We start from the raw sequence: 22,111 nt of genomic DNA on the forward strand, positions 1-22,111 counted from the left end.
GGAGAGATTGCAGGAACGCAACAATAGGTCAATACGGCTGCCAGCGCAAGTCCAGGGTCATCGGGAAGCTCGGATTGTGTGCCTCTTTCATCACAGTCATCGGGCCCGGCGTGTGGCCGTGTGGCCAGAAGCGCGCAAACCGGCGCGCTTCGGCGGCGTTGGCGTTGACCGGCGAGCCGACCTCGCTGCGCCCGCCCGGATGCACCACGTGATAGGTGCAACCGCCGATCGCGCGCCCGCTCCAGGTATCGACCAGGTCGAACGTGAGCGGCGCCTGCACGCGGATGCTCGGGTGCAGCGCCGACCATGGGCTCCACGCGCGGAAGCGCACGCCGGCCACGTATTCGCCGGGCACGCCGGTCGGATGCAGCGGCAGCATGCGGCCATTGCAGGCCACCACGTGGCGCCCGTCCGTCAGGCCGCGCACCAGCAGCTGCATGCGCTCCACCGACGAATCGACATAGCGCGCCGTGCCGCCGGCGGACACTTCCTCGCCCAGCACATTCCATGGCTCGATGGCCTGGCGCAGCTCCATTTCGACGCCCTCGTAGACGACGGTACCGAAGCGTGGGAAGCGGAACTCGATGAAGGGCTCGAACCAGTGGTCCTCGAACTGGTAGCCGGCTTCGCGCAGGTCGCGCGCGACGTCGCGGATATCCTGCGCAACAAAATGCGGCAGCATCCAGCGGTCGTGCAGCGCCGTGCCCCAGTGCACCAGCTTGGCCTGGAAGGGCTGGCGCCAGAAGCGGGCGACGAGGGCCCGCAACAGCAGCATTTGCAGCAGGCTCATGCGCTCGTGCGGCGGCATCTCGAAGGCGCGGAACTCCACCAGGCCCAGGCGGCCGGTGGGGCCGTCCGGCGAATACAGCTTGTCGATCGAGAATTCCGAACGGTGCGTATTGCCGGTCAAATCCACCAGCATATTACGCAGCAGGCGGTCGACCATCCACGGCTTGTCGCCCGGGTGCATGGTCGGCAGCACCTGGTCCATCTGCTGGAAGGCGATCGCCAGCTCGTACAGATTGTCGTCGCGCGCTTCATCGACGCGCGGCGCCTGGCTGGTCGGCCCGATAAAGGTGCCCGAGAACAGGTACGAGAGCGCCGGGTGCACCTGCCAGTAGGTGATCAGGCTTTTCAGCAGGTCGGGCCGGCGCAGCATCGGGCTGTCTTCGGCGGTAGCGCCGCCCAGGGTGGCGTGGTTGCCGCCTCCGGTGCCGGTATGGCGGCCGTCGAGCATGAATTTTTCGGTGCCCAGCCGGGTCAGGCGCGCCTCCTGGTAGAGGGTCGACATGTTGTACACCAGCTCATTCCAGCTGGCCGCCGGATGGATGTTCACTTCGATCACGCCAGGGTCGGGCGTGACGCTGAGCAGCTTGATGCGCGGATCGCGCGGCGGCGGATAGCCCTCGATCCACAGCTTCATTTTCAGCTTCGAGGCGGTGTTTTCCACCGCGGTGACCAGCGCCAGGTAATCCTCGATGCGCTTCAACGGCGGCATGAAGATATGCAGGCGGCCGGCGCGCACCTCGATGCACAGCGCGGTATGGATCACCTCGCGGGCGGCGGGGTCCCGTGGCGTGCGTGCCTTGGCGGTACTCTCGGACTTGCCTGCGGCCAGGCCCAGCACGGGACGCTTGTCTTTTTTTGCCGCCGGCAGCGCGCCGCGCGGGGCGAACGGGTCGACATCGAACTCCATGTCCGCCTCGCGTTCTTCCGGAAGCACCCAGGGCAGGGTGGCCAGCGGCAGGCGCAGGCCCATCGGCGAGTCGCCTTCGATCAGGTACAGATGCTCGCGGCGCAGCGGCCAGGCCGAGGTGCGCCAGTTGGTGCCCAGCATGATCGCAGGATCATGGTCGGCCGCCTTCAAGGGCAGCACGTAGCCGGCCACCTGGCCCAGGCCGCGTTCCAGCAGGCGCGCCAGGCGGCGCCGCTCTTCGGGCGCCTTCAGGTCGGCCTGCAAGGGGTCCAGGTTGCGCGGCAGCGCCTGTTCGCGCTGGGCCTGCAGCAGCACGTCCTCGTAGGCGGCGATGGCGCTGTTGGCGGGCAGCCGCAGCGTCCTGGTCAGTTCGGCGGCGAAGCTGGCCGCCTCGTCGCTGCCATAGCCGTCGTCGACGTGTTCATCCGAGAACAAGGTGGCGTCGAGCCACATCGGCTGGCCGTCGACGCGCCAGAAGATATTGAGCGCCCAGCGCGGCAGCGGCTCGCCCGGATACCATTTGCCCTGGCCGTAGTGCAGCATGCCGCCCGGCGCAAAGTGGTTTTTCAGGCGGTGCATCAGGTTGCCGGCCAGCTCGCGCTTGTCGTCGCCGTGGGCCAGGGTGTTCCATTGCGCGCCATCCATGTCGTCGATCGACACAAACGTCGGCTCGCCGCCCTGGGTCAGGCGCACGTCCTGGCGTTTCAGGTCGGCGTCGACCTGCTGGCCCAGCTGGTCGATCTTTTGCCAGTCCGCTTCCGAATACGGTTTCGTCACGCGCGGGTCTTCGTGGATGCGGGTGACCGTCATCTCATGGTAGAACGTGACTTCGGCCTGGTCGGTATAGCCGCTGACCGGCGCCGCCGACGACGGCATGGCCGTGCAGGCGAGTGGAATATGGCCTTCGCTGGCCAGCATGCCGGAAGTGGGGTCCAGCCCGATCCAGCCGGCGCCGGGGATATACACCTCGGTCCAGGCATGCAGGTCGGTAAAGTCCTCGGCCGCGCCGCTGGGGCCATCCAGCGCCTCCTGGTCGGCGCGCAATTGAATCAGGTAGCCGGACACGAAACGCGCCGCCAGCCCCAGTTCGCGCAGGATCTGCACCAGCAGCCAGCCGGTGTCGCGGCACGAACCCGAGCGCTTTTCCAGCGTGTCTTCCGGCGCCTGCACGCCCGGCTCCATGCGCAGCAGATAGGCGATGTCCTGCTGCAGGCGCTGGTTGATGGCGACCAGGAAGTCGTTGGTCAGCATCGGCTGCGCCAGCAGGGCGGCGCGGGCCGCCGCCACCCATTCGGTCTGCAGCGGCCCCGCCGGCTCCGTGACCAGGTAGGGGCTCAGTTCCGCCGTCAGTTGCTCCGGGTAGGCAAACGGGAATTTTTCGGCATATTTTTCAACGAAGAAATCGAAGGGGTTGATGACCGTCATGTCGGCCACCAGGTCGACCGTGAAGTCGAGCACGTCGGTTTTTTCCTGGAACACGAAACGGCCGATGTAATTGCCGTATGGGTCTTGCTGCCAGTTGATGAAATGGTCCTGCGGCTGCACCGTCAGCGAGTACGACAAGATCGGTGTGCGCGCATGGGGGGCCGGGCGCAAACGTACTTCGTGCGGCGACAGGTTGACCAGACGGTCGTAGCGGTAACTGGTCTTGTGGTGCAGCGCGATACGGATAGCCATGCGGAGTGCCTTTCGATGTGGGCGCGGCCGAAGCCGGCGCGATACGCTGGAGTAAGCAGGATTCATACCTGATATTCCAGCGTAACACGCCGCACACCGCAGGCACGTTTCTTGATAAGTTTCTTGATAATACTGTCGGTGCTAAGATGCTTTGTCCTTTCGACACTCTTGCAACGCACCAAGCCGACCTGATGCATCCCGCACGGCGCACCATGATGGTGCAACCTGATCAAATAGTGAAAGCGATTCGCCATGTGGCTGCGTACTGCCTGCAAGCTGGAGTTCACCCTTGACGCTCCGACCCCGTTCATTCTGATGTTGCGTGCGCGCAGCGGCGCCCAGCAATGGGTGGCGCGCGAGGTCTACACGCTTGTGCCCAGCGTGCCGGTGGTGGAATTTACCGACATGTATGGCAATCTGTGCCAGCGCCTGGTGGCGCCGGCCGGCGAATTTGCCATCGAGACCTCGGCCGATGTGCTGACCGCCGAAGCCATCGATGTGGCGCCCGGCGCGCCGTTCGATGCCGTGCAACTGCTGCCCGACGCGGTGCTGGCCTTCCTGCTGCCCAGCCGGTATTGCGAATCAGAGCAGTTCGCCACCATGGCGGGCGAGATCGTCGCCGGCGTGGCGCCGGGATACGACCAGGTGGCCGCCATCTGCGACTGGATACGGCGCGAGGTGCGCTTCGACCCGGGCACCCTCTACGGCCATATGACGGCCACCGAGGTCAACTTGCGGCGCGAGGGCGTATGCCGCGACCTGGCCCACCTGGGCATCGCCCTATGCCGCAGCCTGTGCATCCCGGCGCGCATGGTGGTGGGTTACCTGCATGAGCTGGCGCCGATGGACCTGCATGCCTGGTTCGAGGCCTGGGTGGGTGGCCGCTGGTATACCTTCGACCCGACGCAAGCGATTGCGCGCGGCGGCCGCGTCACGCTGGGCTTTGGACGCGACGCCGCCGACGTGGCGATCTTCAACCAGTTTGGACCGGCGTTGCCGCCGCACCGGATGCAGGTAACGGTGCAGCTGCTTGAGGACCCTGTTTGATGCCGGTCTTCTTGTACGACGTCACCACCTTGTGCACGAACGTCAGCTTCTCCAGCACCGGCGTACTGAGCTTGAACGGATACGAGTCCGGCATGCCGATGCTGCGATTGAGGCTGTTGAGCACGTAAGTCAGCGCGAACCAGTCGCTCAATGTATCGTCGAACGTGTCTATCTTCGTGGGCAGGGTCACGCCGTCCAGCGACGGCTCGTCGGCCTTGGCGGGCTTGAGCGACAGGCCGCAGGCGTGCGCCGTTTCCAGCGTGTCGAGCATGTGCAGGTAATGGGCCCAGGTTTCGGCCCAGTCTTCCCACGGGTGGGAACTGGCATAGCTGCTGACGAAATGCTCTTCCCAGTCAGTGACCGGACCTTCGTTGTAGTGACGCTGCAGCGCTTCGCCGTAATCGGCGCGCTCGTCGCCAAACAGCGCGCGGAAACTGGCTATCCACTGGCTGTCGACTACCAGCCGGTCGAAATAATAGTGGCCGCTTTCGTGGCGGAAATGTCCCAGCAGGGTACGGTAGCGCTCATGCATCTGTTCGCGCGTGCGTTCGCGCTCGGCCGGATCGGCTTCGGCGATATTGAGCGTGATCAGCCCGTCGTCATGGCCCGTCATCACGCACTGGTCCGTCACGCCGTCCTCCAGGAACTGGAAGGCCAGGCCGGTGTCCGGTGCGTCCTCTTTCGAGTCCGGCGTCAGGTTCAGCGCGGCCAGCGAAAACAGCAGCCGGCGCTTGGCCGTTTCCAGGCGCGACCACAGCACCAGGTTCTTCTCCGACGACAGCGACGGAATCACCGTCGTGAACTGGCACGATTCGCACAGTTCATGCGCATCGTCGGCGGGGATCATCCAATTGCACACATTGTGCTCCACATAGTTGCCGCACTGCTTGTACAGTTTGCCCGCGTCCCGGGTGTTCAGGCTGCGCCACAGGCCATTCTCGGCCGGCTCGTAGCTGTTAATGGTGCGCAAGGCGGGCTCGTAGCCCAGCATGCTGTCGCAGTTGGAGCAGTGGGTATTTTCAAAAAAGACCTGTTGTGAACACTTGTCGCAATGAAACGTTTTCATGGGGTACCGGTTGAGAAGGGTTGAGGATGGCGTGGGCATGACAATCTAACAGCAAAGTTGTGGCTGCGATGGGTGTGTAGGACAATCGCCCGCAATCGTGCGCGCGGTGGTCTGCACACTGTCTGTTTCCGGACACCCGTGCCCGGAGCCGGGCAAATCAAGGCTCTTGAGCGGTTGCCGCTTGCGGCGCCAACTGATTGATTTGATTGATTTTTCCCGGCGCCGCAAGCTATGGCACGAAGATTGCAAAAGAGCCTGCATATTCCACTTGCACACGCCTCACCATGGATCTCGCCCTCGACCCCGGCATCATCAAACGCCGCCAGCGCCACAAGGCGCTGGCCATCGCCGCGCTGCTGGGCATGCTGTGCCTGGCCGCGTGGGGCATCAACCGGGTGGTCGGTCCCAGCGTGGATGCGGCCGGCCTGATGCTGGCGCAGGTGCGGGTCGGCAATATTGCCAATACCATCAATGCGTCCGGCATCGTGATTCCGGTGCACGAGGAACTGGTGTCGAGTCCGATCCAGACCCATGTGGCCAAGGTGCATGCCAAGCTGGGCCAGCAGGTACGGGCCGGCGAGTTGCTGCTGGAGCTGGACGAGCGCGCCGTGGTGCTGGCCATCGACAGCATCCGGGAGCAACTGGCGCAGCAGGAAAACCGTATCGCCGCGCTGACGCTGGAGCTGTCGCAGAAGCGCAAGCAGACGGCCAGCGCGATCGAGCTGCTGCAGCTCGACCTGGAGGCGGCGCGCGTGCGGCTGGCCCGTTCGCAGACCCTGCGCAAGGCGGGCGGCGTGTCGGCCGAGGATTTGCTGACGGCCGAGCTGAACGTGCGGCGCATCGAGATCCAGCTGCGCCAGCAGCGCGAACAGATCGACGACAACCAGCGCGTCACCTCGATCAATATCGAAGGGGCGCGGCTGCAAAAGAACATCTTGCAAAAGCAGCTGGCGCAACAGCAGCAGCTGTTCGAGCAGACCCGCGTGCGCGCGCCGTTTACCGGCATGCTGACGCAGCTGATGGCCGAGGAGGGCGCCAGCGTCGGCAACGGCCAGCTGGTGGCCAAGGTGTCCGAATTGAACAATTACAAGGTCGAGGCCTCGCTGTCCGACTATCATGCGCGCGCGCTCGGCGCCGGCCAGGCGGTGCTGGTGGAGCAGGGCAACGTCAAACTGGCCGGACAGGTGCAAACCATACTCCCGGAGATCCAGAACGGCACCGTCAAGCTGCTGGTCACGCTGGCCGAGCCGAACCATCCCATGCTGCGCAACAAGCTGCGGGTCGAGGTCAACATCGTCACCGAGCAAAAGAGCAACACCTTGCTGGCCGATGCCGGCCCGGCATTCAACGGCCGTGGCCCGCAAGACATCTTCGTGGTGCGCGACGGCGTGGCCCGCAAGACGACGCTCAATATCGGCGCCAGCGACGGCAAGAGCGTCGAGATCCTGTCCGGCGCGCGCGCCGGCGAGCGTCTCATCATTTCAGATACCAGCCGCTACAAGGACCGCGACAGCGTCCGCGTGGCCGAATAACCGTAAAAAAGAAAGGTGTAACATGATCCGCCTGGAAAAAGTCAGCAAGACCTACCGGACCGACAAGGTCGAAACCCTGGCCCTGAAAGACATCGACCTGCATGTGGCGAAAGCTGAATTCGTCTGCATCATGGGGCCCAGTGGCTGCGGCAAGAGCACGCTGCTCAATCTGATCGGCCTGCTCGACCATCCGGGCAGCGGCGCAATCACGGTGGGCGGTGCGCCGGTGGCCTCGTACAAGGACAAATATGTGGCCAGGCTGCGCAACAACACCTTCGGCTTCATCTTCCAGAGCTTTCATCTGATTAATGATTTGCGCGTGATCGACAATGTCGAGCTGCCGCTGCTGTACCGTGACATGTCGGCCAAGAAGCGCCAGCGGCTGGCGCGCGAGGCGCTGGAAAAAGTCGGCCTGGGCGCGCGCATGGACCATTACCCGAACCAGTTGTCGGGCGGCCAGCAGCAGCGGGTGGCGATTGCCCGCGCCATCGTCGGTCAGCCGCAGGTGTTGCTGGCCGACGAACCGACCGGCAACCTCGACAGCAAGATGGGCCAGGAGGTGATGGACATCCTGCTCAAGCTCAACAGCGAGGGCACTACCGTCGTGATGGTCACCCACAACGAGCAGGAAGCGCGGCTGGCCGGGCGCGTGGTGCGCGTGTTCGACGGCCAACTGGTCGCCTGAGGAGAGACGGCATGTTCAGGAATTATATGCTGACGGCGTGGAAGGTTTTTCTGCGCCGCAAAATGTTCACCGCCATCAACCTGCTGTGCATCGTGCTCACGCTGGTGGTGCTGATGGTGGTCGCGGCGCTGCTGCAAAACACGTTTTATCCGACCGGCGTGGAAGGCAAGAGCGCGCGTTTCGTACAGATGGTGATGGTGGAATCGAGCCATACCGACAAGGGCGCTCGCCGCCGCGGCACGCTGGGCTACAAGATGATCGCGCAATACCTGAAACCCCTCAAGGGCGTCGAAGCCGTGTCGGTGTTCAGCTTTCCGCAAGCGGTGTCGGTGTACCAGGCCGATCGCGTCAGCGACCGCCAGATGCGCCTGACCGACGCCGAATACTGGAAGATCCTCGATTTCGCGCTGGTGTCGGGCCGCACCATCAATGCCGACGATGTCGAGCAGGGCCGCATGGTGGCCGTGATCAACCAATCGACGGCGCGTCAGCTATTTCCGGGCCAGACCTGGCTGGGCCAGAAATTCAACGCCAACGGACAGATCTTCAGCGTGGTCGGCGTGGTGCGGGACGAGATGCACATCAACGCCTATTCCGACATCTGGGTGCCGCTGACCAGCGCGCCGTCGAGCGACTACAAGGACAAGCTGTTCGGCATGTTCAGCACCATGATCCTGGCCTACCGGGCCGAGGATCTGCCAGCCATCAAGCACCAGATCGTCGAGGTGGCAAAAACCGTGCAGTATCCCGACCCCAACCAGTTCAACACCACGCGCTTCTGGGGCGATTCCAAACTGCAGCTGTTCGCCCGTACCTTGCTCGCCGACCAGACCGAGGAGGGTGGCGCCGGCAAGCTGCTGGCCATCATCGTCACCCTGATGGTGCTGTTCATGATGCTGCCGGCGCTGAACCTGGTCAACCTGAACGTGGGCCGCATCATGGAGCGCAGCAGCGAAATCGGCGTGCGCAAGGCGTTTGGCGCCACCAGCGCCCAACTGGTGGCGCAACTGGTGCTGGAAAACGTGTTGCTGTGCCTGGTTGGCGGTGCCATCGGCCTGGTCTGCGCGGCCGGCGCGCTGTGGTGGCTGGAAAGCTCGGGCCTGATTCCGTATCTGAAAGTTCACCTGAACTTCGCCGTGTTTGGCTACGGCCTGTTGATCACGCTGGTGTTCGGCGTGCTGTCGGGCCTGATCCCGGCCTTGAAAATGGCCCGCCTCGACCCGGTCCACGCCCTGAAAGGAACTGCCTGATGTTGCGCCATCTGTTGAAGCTGATCTGGAAACGAAAATCCCGCAACCTGATGCTGAGCCTGGAAATCCTGCTGGCCTTTCTGGTGGTGTTCGCCATCGCCGCCTTCGGCCTGCGCCACTACCAGCTATACCAGTTGCCAACCGGGCACGAATGGCGCAATCAGTGGTCGGTGAGCATGCGCGCGGCCAAGGAGTTGCCGAATGACGCCGCCATCTTCGACAACCTCCGGCGCAGCCTGCTCGATTTGCCCGAGGTGGAGTCGGTCGCCTTCAGCTGGTTCGGCACGTACGAGATGTCGCGCTGGACCGAGGAGTACACGCTGCCGGATGGCAGCAGCCAGATCACGATCGATGGCCTGGGCGTGTCCGACGATTATTTCAGGACCATGGACATGAAGCTGGCCGCCGGGCGCTGGTTTTCCAGGGCGGACGACGGCGCCGACGCCACGCCGGTCGTCATCAACCAGCTTGTGGCCGACAAACTGTTTCCGGGCAAGAATCCGATTGGCCAGCTGTACATCACGAAACAGGAAGGCAAGGAAGCCCCGAAGCGCTACCGCGTGACCGGCGTGGTGGCGCAGTTCCGCCCCCAGGGCGAACTGCAGGAGCCGGTCTACCTGATGCTGCCGCGCTGGATACCGGGCGTGGGCAAGGACACGGTCAACAACATCATGCTCAAGCTGCGCCCGGGCACGCCGCGTACGTTTGAAACCCGGCTCAATGCGCGTCTGAAGCAGGTGCGCGGCGACTGGAACTATATCGTCACGCCGCTGCCCGATGGCCGCAAGTCGATGCTCGGCACGCAGATGATACCGTTGACGATACTGTCGGTGATCGCCGCCTTTCTGCTGGTGATGGTGGCCTTCGGCCTGTTCGGCGTGCTGTGGCAAAACACCACGCAGCGCATTCCGGAGATCGGCCTGCGCCGTGCGCTGGGCGCCAGTGCCGGCGATGTCTACCGCCAGATCATCGCCGAGCAGATGCTGCTCAGTTCGGGCGCGATGGCCGTGGCGCTGTTGCTGCTGGTGCAACTGCCGCTGACCGGCGTATTCGGCGAGAACCTCGACTGGACGGTATTTTTCATGGCCAGTGCGCTATCGGCAGGCGTGATCTATCTGCTATCCTTGCTCTGTTCGCTATACCCGGGCTGGCGCGCCGCGCGCCTGAGCCCGACCCAGGCGCTGCACTATGAATAAGGCGGTTTGAATCGATGGAACTATCGCGTAAGGAGCGTCCGCGCATCCTCGTCGTCGACGACGACACGGCGGTGCAGGTCTCGCTGGCGCTGCTGCTCAAGCAGTCCGGCTACGATGCCGTGTGCTGCGACGAGCCGGCCCAGGCGCTGGCGCTGGTGGCGCGGCAGGCGCCGGACCTGGTGTTGCAGGATATGAATTTTTCGCTGCATACCAGCGGCGAGGAGGGGCTGGCGCTGCTGGCCGCCATCAAGCAGTGCCGGCCTGATTTGCCGGTGCTGCTGATGACGGCCTGGGGTTCGATCGCGCTGGCGGTGCGCGGCGTGCAGGCCGGCGCCGCCAATTTCTTCACCAAGCCGTGGGACAATACCCAGCTCGCCGAACTGATCCGCGCCACGCTGGAGACCAGCGGGCCGGCGCCCCTGGCCAACCCGTCGCGCCAGGCGCTCGACGCGCAGTGCGATTTCAGCGCCATCGTCGGCGAACATCCGCGCCTGCTCAAAGTGCTGGCCACCATCGCCCAGGTGGCCGCCACCAGGGCGCCGGTGCTGATCCTGGGCGAAAGCGGCAGCGGCAAGGAGCTGATCGCCGACGCCATCCACCGCAACAGCCCGCGCGCCGGCCAGCCCATCGTCAAGATCAACATGGGGGCCATCACGCCGTCGCTGTTCGAGAGCGAAATGTTCGGCCACGTGCGCGGCGCCTTCACCGACGCCAAAACCGACCGCAAGGGCCATGTCGCCAGCGCGCACGGCGGCACCTTGTTCCTCGACGAGATCGGCGAATTGCACCGCGCCGACCAGGTCAAGCTGCTGCGCGTGCTGCAGGACCAGACCTACCAGGCGGTCGGCGCCAGCCGCACCGAGCAGGCCGATATCCGCGTGGTGTCGGCCACCAACCGCGAGCTGGCCGAACTGGTGGCCGGCGGCGACTTCCGCGAAGACCTGTTTTATCGCCTGAACCTGATCACCATACGGCTGCCGCCGCTGCGCGAGCGGCGCAGCGACATCCCCTTGCTGGCACGCCATATCATCGCCGAGGTGGCGCGTGGCTACGGACTCGGCACGGCCACCATCGCGCCAGCCGCGCTCGACTGGCTGAGCGCGCAGCCATGGCCCGGCAATATCCGCCAGCTCAAGCAAACGCTGGAACGCACGCTGTTGCTGGTCGGACGCAGCGAACTGCGCCAGGCCGATTTTGTCGACGCCGAGCAGCATGAGCATGGCGGCGCGTCCGGCAGGCGCCTGGGCGTCGATGGCATGACGCTGGAACAGGTCGAGCGCCACATGATCGGTCACGCGCTCGACCAGCACCAGGGCAATATCACGCGCGTGGCCAAGTCGCTGGGCTTGAGCCGCACGGCGCTGTACCGGCGCCTGGAACGCCATGGCCTCGGCGGCACCGACGGCGACGCCGCATGAGCTTGCGCTGGCGCTTGTACACCTATCTGTTCGCGGCGCACCTGCTGTTCGTGGCGCTGAGCGTGTTCCTGTTGCGCGCCACGCCGCTGCCGATGCTGGCAGTGGAGGCGCTGTTGCTGCTCAGCCTGGCACTGGGCGTGCGCCTGGTCGGCCGCGCGCTCGAACCGCTCGGCTACACGCGCCACTTCCACGACCTGCTGCAAGACCAGCATTACGCGGCGCGGCTGCAGGCCAGCGGCGATGGCGAGCTCAATGAACTGGTGCAGCTGTTCAACACCATGCTGGGCGCGCTATACCAGGAGCGCTTGCAGATCGGCGAACAGCAGGGTTTTCTCGACCGCCTGCTCGAAGCGACCCCCGGCGCGGTGGTGGTGTTCGACTTCGACGGCCGTATCAGCCTGCTGAACGCCAGCGCCCAGGCGTTGCTGGGACTGGGGCCGGAAGCGAAGGGGCGGGCGCTGACGGCTGGCGCGCGGCAGGGCAGGCAGGCATTGCTGGCACAGCTCGACGCGCTGCCGCTCGGCGACAGCCAGTTGCTGAGCGACGCCGACGGGCGCCGCTACCGCAGCCAGCGCGGCCGGTTTTACGACCGTGGTTTCGCGCGGCACTTTTTGCTGGTCGAGGAACTGACCCAGGAACTGGAAAGTTCCGAGAAAGCCACGTACGACAAGCTGATCCGCGTGCTGGCGCATGAGGTCAACAACACCGTGGCGGCCACCGGCTCGGTGCTCGATTCGCTGCTGTATTACCGTGGCCAGCTCACCGAGCGCGACGGCGACGACTTCGGCACGGCGATTGCCGCCGTCAAGCGCCGCAATACCAGCCTGGGCGAGTTCATCGAACGCTTCACGCGCGTGGTCAAGATGCCGGCACCGGAGCCCAGGCCGGTCGCGGTGCGCGAGATCATGGACGACATTCTGTACCTGTACCGCGAACCTTGCCGCAGCCGCGGCATCACGATCGGCTGGCGGCGTTGCGATGCGGTGCCAGCCATCGCACTGGACCGCCATCTGATGGAGCAGGCGCTGCTGAACGTGGTCAAGAACGCGATGGAGGCGGTCGAGCAGGCCGGCCCGGCGGCCGCTTCCATCTGGTTCGAGCTGGCGGCCGAGGCCCATGGGGTGCGCCTGTCGATCATCGACTCCGGCAACCTGCCGGGCGATTTGCCGGCGCGGCAGTTGTTCATGCCGTTTTTCACCACCAAGAAAGGCGGCCAGGGCATCGGCCTGTTGTTCGTGCGCGAGGTGCTGACGCGCCACGGCTTTGCGTATCGGCTGGCCGCCACCGGCCAGGACGCGACCAGTTTCGATATCTGGCTGCAGGGCGGGCCTGCTCCCCGGTCGCCGGCGCAAGGCGAGCGGCTTGCCGGAGCGCAGGACGCCGGCAGGGTTTGACTGTCAAATCGCACGGTTCTGCCGGACGCGCTATGATCGCTGTCACCAGCCATCGAACCCACGAAAGCCAGACCGACATGCCCAACCCGACTTCACGCCGCGGCTCCCTGCTGCTGCTGTTACCGATCGCCCTGATCCTGCTGGCCCTCGCCGCGCTGTTCGCGTGGGTCGGCGGCTGGTTCGGCAACCACCAGCTGACGCCGCAAAAAATGATGGACTTCGCCCAGGCGTCGGGTACCCAGGCGCCGGGATTCCGGCGTGCGCACAGCAAGGGCGTCTGCTTTGCCGGCACCTTCGCGCCGACGCCGGAAGCGGCGGGCCTGTCGACAGCGCGCGCGTTCTCGCAGCCGTCGATTGCCGTGATCGGCCGCTTTTCCGCGTCCTCCAACAACCCGTATGCACCGGACGGTGCGTCGCCGGTGCGCGGCATGGCGGTGCAGCTGAAGACCGACGACGGCCAGGAATGGCGCATCGCCATGAACAGTTTTCCCTTCTTTGCCGCCGCCACGCCGCAAGGCTTTCAGGCGATGAACGAGGCCGGCAAGCCCGATCCGGCGACCGGCAAGCCCGACCCGGACAAGATGAAAGCTGTGCTGGCCGCGCATCCCGAGATCGCCGCGTTCCAGGCCTGGGCGAAAACCGCGCCCCGGTCCGACAGCCTGGGCAGCACCCGTTTCAACGGCGTCAACGCGTTTCGCCTGACGGACGCAAAAGGCATTGAGCGCATGGTGCGCTGGTCGATGCGCCCGCGCACGCCATTCGTGGCGATGACACCCGAGCAGCTGAAGGCGGCCGATGCGAATTTCCTGATTGCCGACCTGGACCAGCGCCTGGCCACCGGCCCGCTGGTATGGGACATGGTGGTGCAAATCGCCGAACCAGAGGACCCGGTCAACGATCCTTCGAAGGCCTGGCCCGAGTCGCGCAAGGAGGCCACCATCGGCACATTGACGTTGGCGCATGCCGAGCCGCAGTCAACCGGCCCATGCCGCGACCTCAATTTCGACCCATTGATACTGCCGGTGGGCATCGCCGGCAGCGACGATCCCATCCTGCAGGCCCGCTCGGCCGCGTACTCGGTGTCGTTCAACCGCCGCGAGCGCGAAATCAGTGCCGGCAAGTCCGCCTATCCTGCAGTCCAGAACGGGAGCGCCAAATGAATCGTCCACGCCACTTCAATCTGCTCGCCCGCGTGCTGCACTGGGCCATGGCGCTGGCCATTCTCGCCATGCTGTTTGTCGGCGCCGGCATGGTCGTCTCGCTGCAGTACCGCGCCCAGCTGCTGGACCTGCATCGTCCGCTCGGCATTGCGATCCTGCTGCTGGCCATCGTGCGCCTGGTCAACCGCCTGAGCCGGCCAACGCCGGCGCTGCCGGGCGACCTGCCGGCGATCCAGAAATTCGCCGCGCACGCGTCGCACTGGCTGTTGTATGGCCTGATGCTGGCGATGCCGCTGATCGGCTGGGCCATGCTGTCGGCCGGTGGCTATCCGATCCCGCTGTTCGGCGGCGTCCACCTGCCGGCGATCCTGCCGCACAGCCCCGAGGTGTACGGCATGCTGCGCCCCCTGCATGGCGTGCTGGCGTATGTGCTGTTCGCCACCATAATGGCCCACCTTGGCGCGGCGCTGTTTCACGCCTGGGTGCGCCGCGACGAGGTATTCGGCCAGATGGCCAGGGGCGAGCAAGAATAAATGTTCAGTCGTCGAAGCCGCCACCACCGTGGCGCCATTCCGCCGGCAGCTTCTCGTTCGAGAGGGCGGCGCTGATCGCGTCGATATGCTTGGCCACCACCTCGATATCGCCGTCCTTGAGCAATTTTTCCGCCAGCTTCACCGCGAACGCCCCGGCCCGGTCAAGGTAGCTGGTATAGGATTTCAGCCGCGTGCATTGCAGCCGCATCTCCTCGGCATCTTTTGACTTCGCGATATTTTCCTTGAGCTTGCAGAAGTCTTCCGCCGCCACCGCCTGTCCCGATTCTCCGGCCAGTTTGGCAATCGCCACGTAAGCCCACGCCCGCATCGTGATATGCATGCGGATATCAAAGGCGACAAAGGCCTTCATGTCCTTGTAGCCGGCATCCTGCACCGCCTTTTCCAGGCGCGCCAGGCAAGGCCCGCACGTCAGCAGCGATATCGCCTTGTCGTCGCTCTTGAGCTTTTCCAGTTCCGGTGACGCCACGGCAAAATTATCGTAGGCCTTGATATAGCGGGCCACGTCTTCGTCGGTCAAGGCGCTGGAAAAAGCACCGCAGGCGGCCAGCAGCAGCGGCAGGCAAATCAGGAGGAGGAGTTTTTTCATTTCTTTATCATAACCGGACTGTAGTGCTTTGTAATGCCGTGTAATTGATATGGCACACCGGAAAGCACATGCTGTGGTTACGGGGCGAGCAAACACAACCGACGCGAGCGAGAGCAAGCGGTGCGGTGACTGGCTCCTTCGGAAAGTAAATGCCGCTGTGCATGTGCACTGCGGGCCTGGCCCATAACCTCATGTTTTCACGGAGTTTTACCATGACCATCGTCAGCTATGTTAATGAAAGCAAGCAACTTACCTCCAGCGACGCCGCAGCCCTGGGCACCGGTACGCCGTACTCGATCAAACTGGTGAACCAGTCGGCCGCGCCCTTCAAATTCTATGTGTACCAGCAACTGCCGAACCAGCAGTCGGCAAATGTCTTCTCGCTGGCGTGGTTTTGCAGCCCTTACAATATCGCGCCGGGCAACCAGATCACCTTCATGTGGGATATCCAGTACGGTTTCGTCTGGGGCGATTCGGGCGTGATCCAGCCTGGCGTGACATTCAATGCAGGCGGCAACGTGTCGGCCGATCCACAGAGCGCCAATTCCACGACCTTTTCCAGTTCGCCGAATACAGGCCCGAACCTGAGCTCACCGAAACCTGGCCAGCCGCAGGGCTCCCTGATCATCAGCGACGCCGCGAATGTACCGTCCAACGAGTTTTCGGTCGGCGTCAGCATGAGCGGCGCGGGTACCTTCGTGACCAATGCCGGGCCCAACCTGACCCATACGTTCACGCCAACGCCGACCTACTGGATCGCCGCCGGCAGCAATGTGCAAGTCGGTACCGTGATGGATATCACCACGGTCAACCAGAATACGCAGGTCATTTTCCCGCCGAATGTCTACAGCCTGACCTACGCGCTGAATTCGTCCAATCAGTGGGTTCCTGCTTAAGCTGCCGCCGGCGAAGGGGCGTCTTCAAGCGGGTTGTGGCTTGATAAGCCACAGCCGCGTCCTTGACGGGGCGCCATTGCCCAGCAAGCACGGCACCGTGTACCCCGGTGGTACACGGATAAGGAAAGACAAACCATGGGCAGCGTTCAGCAATACGACCTTTTTTTTGTCAACAACAGCATGGGTGGGGGCAAGGCCTGCGTCTACCAGGATGCCGGCAATATCATTTGCGGCGACGGCAGCCCCAGTGCGCTGGCCTGGATGATATGCGGTGCCAACCCCGGCGTGCAGATCGATTTCAAATGGCATGTGGAGTACGACTGCGCGTGGTTCAATGCCACCGCGCCCGCGACGCAGCAGATCAAGACCGCCGATGTCAACGCCGGGACCTCTGTCGTGCTTGCCCTGGATCAGTACGGTTACTCGTTTGTATCGGGGACGGTGCCGCCCGTGCCGGGCAAGCTGTCGCTACTGGGCGACTACACTATCCCTAGCGTCAATAACGTCCTGCTGGGGATAGGCATGAGCGGGGCAGGGACGTTTGCGTTCCCCGCCCAACCCAATGTGAGCCATGGCTTTTCGCCGGTGGCCGACACGTCGCTGTCCTATTGGCTGGCTTTTGGTGGCGACTTTCAGCGCAATCGGCCGGTCGGCCAGGTGGTGCCGTCGATCAAGCCGATATGCGTGCGTTTTCCCGCCGGGGTATTTGCCATGACCGTGACGCTTGACGCATCCAATATCCTGCGGCTGGTGCCAGGTTCGCCACCGAACGCAGCACTTGCCAGCGCGCCGTCGTCCGTGAAGATCGTGTACCGGGCCGGTCAGGACGGCTAACCTTGCATGCCATCGGCCGGCATGGCCGCCGGCGGCGTGAACTCGCCCTCAAGATATGAGCCGCGCACAATCCGAAACGGCAGCGGGCCCATACGCACTTCGCCGCGCCGGCGCTCGAATACCGCCTCGCTGTCGCTCGACGGCGGCAGCGCGCTGGCCAGATGGCGGCGCGCACGGTAAATATGGATGTTCAGGTGCGCGGTGTCGAGCCCCAGCATTTTCGCCAGCGCATCGACTGCAATCCACCCCTGGCCACTGGGATCGCCACCGCGGTGCGCATCTTGCAGCCGTTGACGCGCAAGCGTGACAAGGCAGTAGTGATGCACGCGTTCACCGAGGTCGATATGTTCGCCACGCTCAAGCGCCACACGCAGAAAAATATGTTCCTCGTCGAGGCTGACGTTGAATTGCAGCAGCGCCAGACGGTTGCCGGCGGCCGGCAGCAGGCGGCTGAAGAAAGGCGCAATACGGTGGGTGTCCATCTCGATGACCTCTGTTATGGAAAGTAATATTGATTACTTATCAAAAACCATGCCAGTCACCGTTGCGCTTGCCGCCCCGTCGTTCTACCGGGAAATGCCCAAGTTGTCCGTCAATAAGGCTGATATTGACACGTCAACAGCTGCGCCTTTACACGCCACTGGCAACCCGGCATCATGCTGACACCCACTACTTGCGAGGAAGCACCGATGGCGTCGCCGGATAACGAGCAAACCCTGACGTCGGTACTGTCGATGCCGCAACATGGCGCCCAGCGCCTGCTGGCGCTGACCATACTGTGGCATCCCGACCTGGCCAGGGTAGGCGAGCAATTCATCGCTGGCCATGGCGTGTCCGAACTGGCGCTGGACCGCTACGCGCCGGCATTTTGCCTGCCGGGCAAGGAACCGCGCCCGCTGGGCGAGCGCTGCATTGCGCGTGAGCCGCTGCTGCTGCAGGGCGATGCAGCCGGGGGGCTGACCCTGCGCCCGCCTGCCAGCCGCATGCTCGTCACGCTCGACGGCGCGCCACTGGCGGCGCCGCTGGCAGTCAGTGCCGCGCGCCTCGACAAGGCACTGGTGCTGGAGCTGGGTGGCGCCGTGCTGCTGTGCGTGCACTGGGCCGAGGGTTTGCCGAAACTGGAGCAGCAGGGCGAATTGATCGGCGTGAGCAGCCGCATGCGCCGGGTGCGCGAGTCCATCCGCCAGGTTGCCGCCACCGAACTGCCAGTGCTGCTGCTGGGCGAAACCGGTACCGGCAAGGAGCTCGCCGCGCGTGCCATCCACGCTGCCAGCCTGCATCGCGACGGGCCGCTGGTGGCCGTCAACATGGCGGCGCTCAATGAGACACTGGCCGCGGCCGATCTGTTTGGCGCGGCCAAGGGGGCTTACACGGGCGCCGAACGGCTGCGTGACGGATTTTTTGCCGAGGCGGCCGGCGGCACCCTGTTTCTCGATGAAATCGGCAATGCGCCGGTGGCGGTGCAGCCGATGCTGTTGCGGGTGCTGGACGGTGGCGAGTATCGTCCACTGGGCGCCGCGCGATCGCTGCAATCGCGGGCGCGCCTGCTGGCCGCCACAGACCAGGACCTGGCCAGTACGAATTTCAACCAGCCGCTGTTGCGGCGCCTGGAGAGTTTCGTGATCGAATTGCCCGCGTTGCGCACGCGGCGGGAAGACATCGGCTTGCTGGTCGTGCGCGTGATGCAGGAATGGAATGCCGCTGTCGGTGCACAAGTGAGCCTGCCTGTGGCGCTGGTGCGCGACCTGTGCTGTCATGATTGGCCGGGCAATGTGCGCCAGTTGCGCAATGTGGTCCGGCGCGCGCTGCTTGCCTTGCAGTCCGGTATCGTCCCTGCGCTGTCGTCGCTGGTGCCATTGGTGGCGCACGCGCAGGATCCCGCAGTACCGCCGCGTCGGGCCGAACTGGCCAGTGTGGAGCATGCCGCGGTACTCGACGCGATGGATGCCAACGGCTGGCAGATCCAGGCCGCGTCGCTGGCGCTGGGTGTGTCGCGCCCCTCGATGTACAAATTGCTGGCGGCCCACCCGCAGATACGCGAGGCGGGCGTGATTCCGCTGGAGCAGTTGCGCGCGGCGCTGGTCGCGCATCAGGGGGATGTCGCGCACTGCGCCGCATCGCTCAGGACGCCCTGCGAGGCCCTGCGCCGCCGCTTGCGCAGCGAGGGCCTGATCGCCTGAGCGGCGCCGCGCGTGCTTTACTTGAGCGTGCCGGTGCTGCCCACTTCCATTTCCGGATCGAACCAGAAGACCCGCACGTCGCTGACGGCGCCCACGCCGCGCGTAATACGCACCGTCAGTACCAGCGAAAAATCCCAGATGCCAGGGCTGACGCCGACATCGAGCGAGCCTTTCCATATCTGGTTGACGACGCGTTCGCCGCCTGGCGTGAGTGGATTGACGGTGGCGTAGAAATCGAGCGCCATCGGATAACAGGAGCCGACCGCCTGCAGGAAAGGCGAGGGCGGGGCGTACAGGGTATCGAGGCCCTGGCCGCGCTGTATCACCTGGGGCCGGGTGACGATCACGCAGTCGATGACCTGGAACGATTGGAAAGCGTTGGCGCCGGTGCTCGCGCCGCTGGCGGTAATGCGCATGAGTAATTGCTCGCCCGGTGCGAAATACAGGCTGGCGGCATGCGCGCCGTCGACTGGCGTCGGCTGGGGCGTGGTGGAAGAAACAGGCGTGAAATAGTGATTCAGCGTGTTACCGTGCTGGTCCGCGTCGAAAGACAGCTGCAGCAGGACCTGGGCAGGCGGCGTGAGCGAGATGGGGTGAGTCATCGTTTATTTTCCATGGCGAGGGTTTGATAACGGGAGTCGCGCCGCAGCGCGACCAGCTCGGGTTCGCTCTCGATGGCAGAGAGCGGGTACCCCAAGGCAATGGCGCGTGCCAGGTGGGCGATGGCGGCGCCACGTTGGCCGCTGAGTTCATTGGCGAGCGCTGCGCGAAAGCGCACGTCGGGGCTGGCCGGCGCCATCGCGGCGCCGCGCTCGGTCCATTTCAGCGCATCGGGCACATTGCCCAGATGGGAGGCATATAGCCCCATGCGCGTGAGAAAGGTGGGATCGTCAGGCGCGCGCGCCAGCATCGGCTGCAGCAACTGCATGGCGCGCCGGTAGGCATCGTGCGCGGCCTGTTCGCGCCCTGGCAGCCAGCGCAGCGCGTCGGCCAGGTTGGCCCATTTCAGGTAGTCATTCGGACCGCCCTTGATGGACGATACGGCATGTTCGAAAGCGGTACTGGCACCAAGAAAATCGCCACGCGCGAACAGCGCCGCGCCCAGGTTGGTGTACAAGGCGCCGCTGGGCTGCATGCGCAGGCCTTGCTGCAACACGCTCAGTGCCTCGTTGCCCCGTCCCAGGCGAGACAGGGCGGCGCTCAGGTTGGCGTAGCCGAGTACGGCATCGGGTTCCAGTTGCAGGCTGTGGCGAAATGCCTGTTCCGCCGCGGCATAGTCACCTTGCTGGAAGTGCAGCGTGCCGTCGAGGTCGGCGAAGGTGCGTTCCTGCGGCCAGCGCGCCCGGGCGCGGGCGATCAGCTCGCGGGCGGCATCGTGGCGCTGCATGCGCAGCAGTACATTGATCTTGGCGTGCAGGGCGGACAGGTCGTCTGGATCGAGCGCCAGCGCGCGGTCGGCGGCGGACAGCGCATCGGCGCCGCGGCCTTGCAGCGCGGCCACCCAGGACTGCGCCGCATGGGCCAGCGCCAGCTGGTCGTTCTCCTGGAGCGCCAGCGCGGCACCTGCTGCCGCGCGCGTCAGCCACGTCTCGTCGCGCCCGTCGCCAACATAGCGCATGCTGTACGCCAGTGACTGTCCCGCGGCCGCTCCGGCATGGTTGGGGTGGCGCTCGAGAATGGCGCCAAATTGCTGCAGCGCTTGTTCAATCGCGCCGTCGCGGTCGGTGTGGCGCAAGGCTTCCATGCCGGACTGCATCAGCGCGGAGTCGGATCGCCAGGCGACCGGTGCCTGCCATGATGGTCCTGGCAGCACCAGCGTCGAGGCAGCCATGGCCAGCAATAATATGGCACCGCTCAGCAACACGGCCCGCCGCGGCAGGCGCCTTGCTTGCCACCAGCGCGGCTTCGAGGGCGACGCTGGCGCGGGATCCATGTCGCGCGCGGGAGCGGTGCAGTGCAGCAGGGCAATCCGGTCGCGTACGGCGCTCATGCTTTGCAAGCGCAAGGACGTGTCGCGCGCGCACATCGCCAGTATCAGCTGCAGCATATCAGGCTTGATATCGCTCGGAAACTGCCATTGCTGCGCGCTGGAATGCATGTGCGCGCTGGCCAGCGCCAGGCCGTGCAGGCCGGCAAACGGACGTTCGCCTGTCGCCAGTTGATACAGCACCACCCCCAGCGAATAGATATCGGTGGCGGCGCTCGATGGACGCCCGACCAGGCGCTCCGGCGCCATGTAGGCGATGGTGCCCTGGGCATCCTCCGGCGTGCCCGACTGCGTGGCGAGCGGATCGATATGGCGCGCCAGGCCGAAATCGAGGATGCGCACGGTGCCGCCGGGTTCGAGCATGATATTGCTGGGTTTTAAGTCGCCATGCACCAGGCTTGATGCGTGCGCTTCCACCATGGCGGCGGCAACCTGATCGATGATATCGAGCGCGCGCGGCATGTCGTTCGCACACTCGGCGATGTGATCGCGCAGTGTCGCGCCGCGCACCAGCTCCATGACGATGTACTGGGAACGGCCGTCATCCTCGAAACCGAAGATCTTGACAAAGGCGAGATGCTGCAGCGACGCGGCCAGGCGCGCTTCCTGGATCAATTGCGCGCGTGTCGCTTCGCCTCCGGCAATGGCAAGACACTTCAGGGCTACGCTGCGATGCAATAGTTGATCCCACGCTTCATATACCTGGCCATAGCCGCCTTCGCCCAGACATTGCCGCAATTCATAGTGTCCAACGCGGGCTACATTTGTTGTGGACGCCAGAGTATGGGCCATGGTACTGCTCCGTGAGAGGCTGTCTATCGCAAAAGACACATTGCCTGAAGAATATCATCCTTGATCCAGGTATAGCTAACAATGTTTTTTTAAAATAACATTTTCCTGGTCAAACTTTACCGCTGTCACCACTGGCCGCCGGCGTGTTTCCGCTCTGCGCC

At 64.5% G+C, this 22,111-nt stretch carries 19 protein-coding genes; 13 read left to right on the forward strand and 6 right to left on the reverse strand.

Annotated features, from left to right (window positions below; genetic code table 11):
• Positions 1-28: 28 nt before the first annotated feature.
• Positions 29-3,373, reverse strand: coding sequence for a transglutaminase family protein (locus Q8L25_RS17955; protein WP_308920659.1), 3,345 nt, complete (start codon positions 3,371-3,373; stop codon positions 29-31).
• Between the two features lie 5 nt (positions 3,374-3,378).
• On the opposite strand from Q8L25_RS17955, the gene Q8L25_RS17960 reads away from it, so the two are divergent.
• Both Q8L25_RS17960 and Q8L25_RS17965 read left to right on the forward strand, forming a co-directional pair.
• Complete coding sequence (locus Q8L25_RS17960; protein WP_308920660.1) at positions 3,379-3,666, forward strand: hypothetical protein; 288 nt, start codon at positions 3,379-3,381, stop codon at positions 3,664-3,666.
• Positions 3,626-4,420, forward strand: coding sequence for a transglutaminase family protein (locus tag Q8L25_RS17965; protein WP_308920661.1), 795 nt, complete (start codon positions 3,626-3,628; stop codon positions 4,418-4,420). Before Q8L25_RS17960 ends, Q8L25_RS17965 begins: the two co-directional genes overlap by 41 nt.
• Here Q8L25_RS17965 and Q8L25_RS17970 read toward each other — a convergent pair.
• Positions 4,347-5,486 carry a putative zinc-binding peptidase gene (locus Q8L25_RS17970; RefSeq protein WP_308920662.1) on the reverse strand — a complete coding sequence of 380 codons (1,140 nt, stop codon included), beginning with the start codon at positions 5,484-5,486 and terminating at the stop codon, positions 4,347-4,349. The genes Q8L25_RS17965 and Q8L25_RS17970 overlap by 74 nt on opposite strands.
• 284 nt (positions 5,487-5,770) lie before the next feature.
• Between Q8L25_RS17970 and Q8L25_RS17975 the strand changes: the two genes are divergently transcribed.
• From Q8L25_RS17975 to Q8L25_RS18010, 8 genes are read left to right on the forward strand one after another with little or no spacing between them, the layout of a single operon-like run.
• Positions 5,771-7,018, forward strand: coding sequence for an HlyD family efflux transporter periplasmic adaptor subunit (locus Q8L25_RS17975; RefSeq protein ID WP_308920663.1), 1,248 nt, complete (start codon positions 5,771-5,773; stop codon positions 7,016-7,018).
• Between the two features lie 22 nt (positions 7,019-7,040).
• On the forward strand, positions 7,041-7,703 hold the full coding sequence (locus Q8L25_RS17980; protein ID WP_308920664.1) for an ABC transporter ATP-binding protein: 663 nt from the start codon (positions 7,041-7,043) through the stop codon (positions 7,701-7,703).
• A gap of 11 nt (positions 7,704-7,714) precedes the next feature.
• Positions 7,715-8,953, forward strand: a complete 1,239-nt coding sequence (locus Q8L25_RS17985; RefSeq protein WP_308920665.1) for an ABC transporter permease — start codon at positions 7,715-7,717, stop codon at positions 8,951-8,953.
• On the forward strand, positions 8,953-10,149 hold the full coding sequence (locus Q8L25_RS17990) for an ABC transporter permease (RefSeq protein ID WP_308920666.1): 1,197 nt from the start codon (positions 8,953-8,955) through the stop codon (positions 10,147-10,149). The genes Q8L25_RS17985 and Q8L25_RS17990 overlap by 1 nt, the downstream gene beginning before the upstream one ends.
• Before the next feature lie 14 nt (positions 10,150-10,163).
• Positions 10,164-11,567: a sigma-54 dependent transcriptional regulator gene (locus tag Q8L25_RS17995; protein ID WP_308920667.1), complete on the forward strand. Its 1,404-nt coding sequence runs from the start codon at positions 10,164-10,166 to the stop codon at positions 11,565-11,567.
• Positions 11,564-12,961, forward strand: coding sequence for an ATP-binding protein (locus Q8L25_RS18000; protein ID WP_308920668.1), 1,398 nt, complete (start codon positions 11,564-11,566; stop codon positions 12,959-12,961). The genes Q8L25_RS17995 and Q8L25_RS18000 overlap by 4 nt, the downstream gene beginning before the upstream one ends.
• A 32-nt stretch (positions 12,962-12,993) precedes the next feature.
• Entirely contained in the window at positions 12,994-14,121 is a 1,128-nt protein-coding gene (locus Q8L25_RS18005) for a catalase family peroxidase (RefSeq protein WP_308920669.1), read from the forward strand.
• Positions 14,118-14,654, forward strand: coding sequence for a cytochrome b (locus tag Q8L25_RS18010; protein ID WP_308920670.1), 537 nt, complete (start codon positions 14,118-14,120; stop codon positions 14,652-14,654). Before Q8L25_RS18005 ends, Q8L25_RS18010 begins: the two co-directional genes overlap by 4 nt.
• Positions 14,655-14,658: 4 nt before the next feature.
• On the opposite strand, the gene Q8L25_RS18015 is transcribed toward Q8L25_RS18010, so the two are convergent.
• Positions 14,659-15,261 (reverse strand): hypothetical protein, encoded by a 603-nt coding sequence (locus tag Q8L25_RS18015; RefSeq protein ID WP_308920671.1) that lies wholly within the window; start codon positions 15,259-15,261, stop codon positions 14,659-14,661.
• A gap of 212 nt (positions 15,262-15,473) precedes the next feature.
• On the opposite strand from Q8L25_RS18015, the gene Q8L25_RS18020 reads away from it, so the two are divergent.
• Positions 15,474-16,157 (forward strand): hypothetical protein, encoded by a 684-nt coding sequence (locus Q8L25_RS18020; RefSeq protein WP_308920672.1) that lies wholly within the window; start codon positions 15,474-15,476, stop codon positions 16,155-16,157.
• A 135-nt stretch (positions 16,158-16,292) separates the two neighbouring features.
• Positions 16,293-16,991, forward strand: coding sequence for a hypothetical protein (locus tag Q8L25_RS18025; RefSeq protein WP_308920673.1), 699 nt, complete (start codon positions 16,293-16,295; stop codon positions 16,989-16,991).
• On the opposite strand, the gene Q8L25_RS18030 is transcribed toward Q8L25_RS18025, so the two are convergent.
• Positions 16,988-17,473, reverse strand: coding sequence for a hypothetical protein (locus tag Q8L25_RS18030; RefSeq protein WP_308920674.1), 486 nt, complete (start codon positions 17,471-17,473; stop codon positions 16,988-16,990). The genes Q8L25_RS18025 and Q8L25_RS18030 overlap by 4 nt on opposite strands.
• Positions 17,474-17,647: 174 nt before the next feature.
• Between Q8L25_RS18030 and Q8L25_RS18035 the strand changes: the two genes are divergently transcribed.
• A complete protein-coding gene (locus Q8L25_RS18035) occupies positions 17,648-19,171 on the forward strand; it encodes a sigma 54-interacting transcriptional regulator (protein WP_308920675.1) in 1,524 nt (507 codons plus the stop codon).
• A gap of 17 nt (positions 19,172-19,188) precedes the next feature.
• On the opposite strand, the gene Q8L25_RS18040 is transcribed toward Q8L25_RS18035, so the two are convergent.
• Entirely contained in the window at positions 19,189-19,773 is a 585-nt protein-coding gene (locus Q8L25_RS18040) for a hypothetical protein (RefSeq protein WP_308920676.1), read from the reverse strand.
• Positions 19,770-21,896, reverse strand: a complete 2,127-nt coding sequence (locus Q8L25_RS18045) for a protein kinase (RefSeq protein WP_308920677.1) — start codon at positions 21,894-21,896, stop codon at positions 19,770-19,772. Before Q8L25_RS18045 ends, Q8L25_RS18040 begins: the two co-directional genes overlap by 4 nt.
• Positions 21,897-22,111 lie beyond the last annotated feature (215 nt).

Origin of the sequence: Janthinobacterium sp. J1-1, assembly GCF_030944405.1 — a bacterium.
In the GTDB taxonomy this organism is placed as follows: domain Bacteria; phylum Pseudomonadota; class Gammaproteobacteria; order Burkholderiales; family Burkholderiaceae_D; genus Janthinobacterium.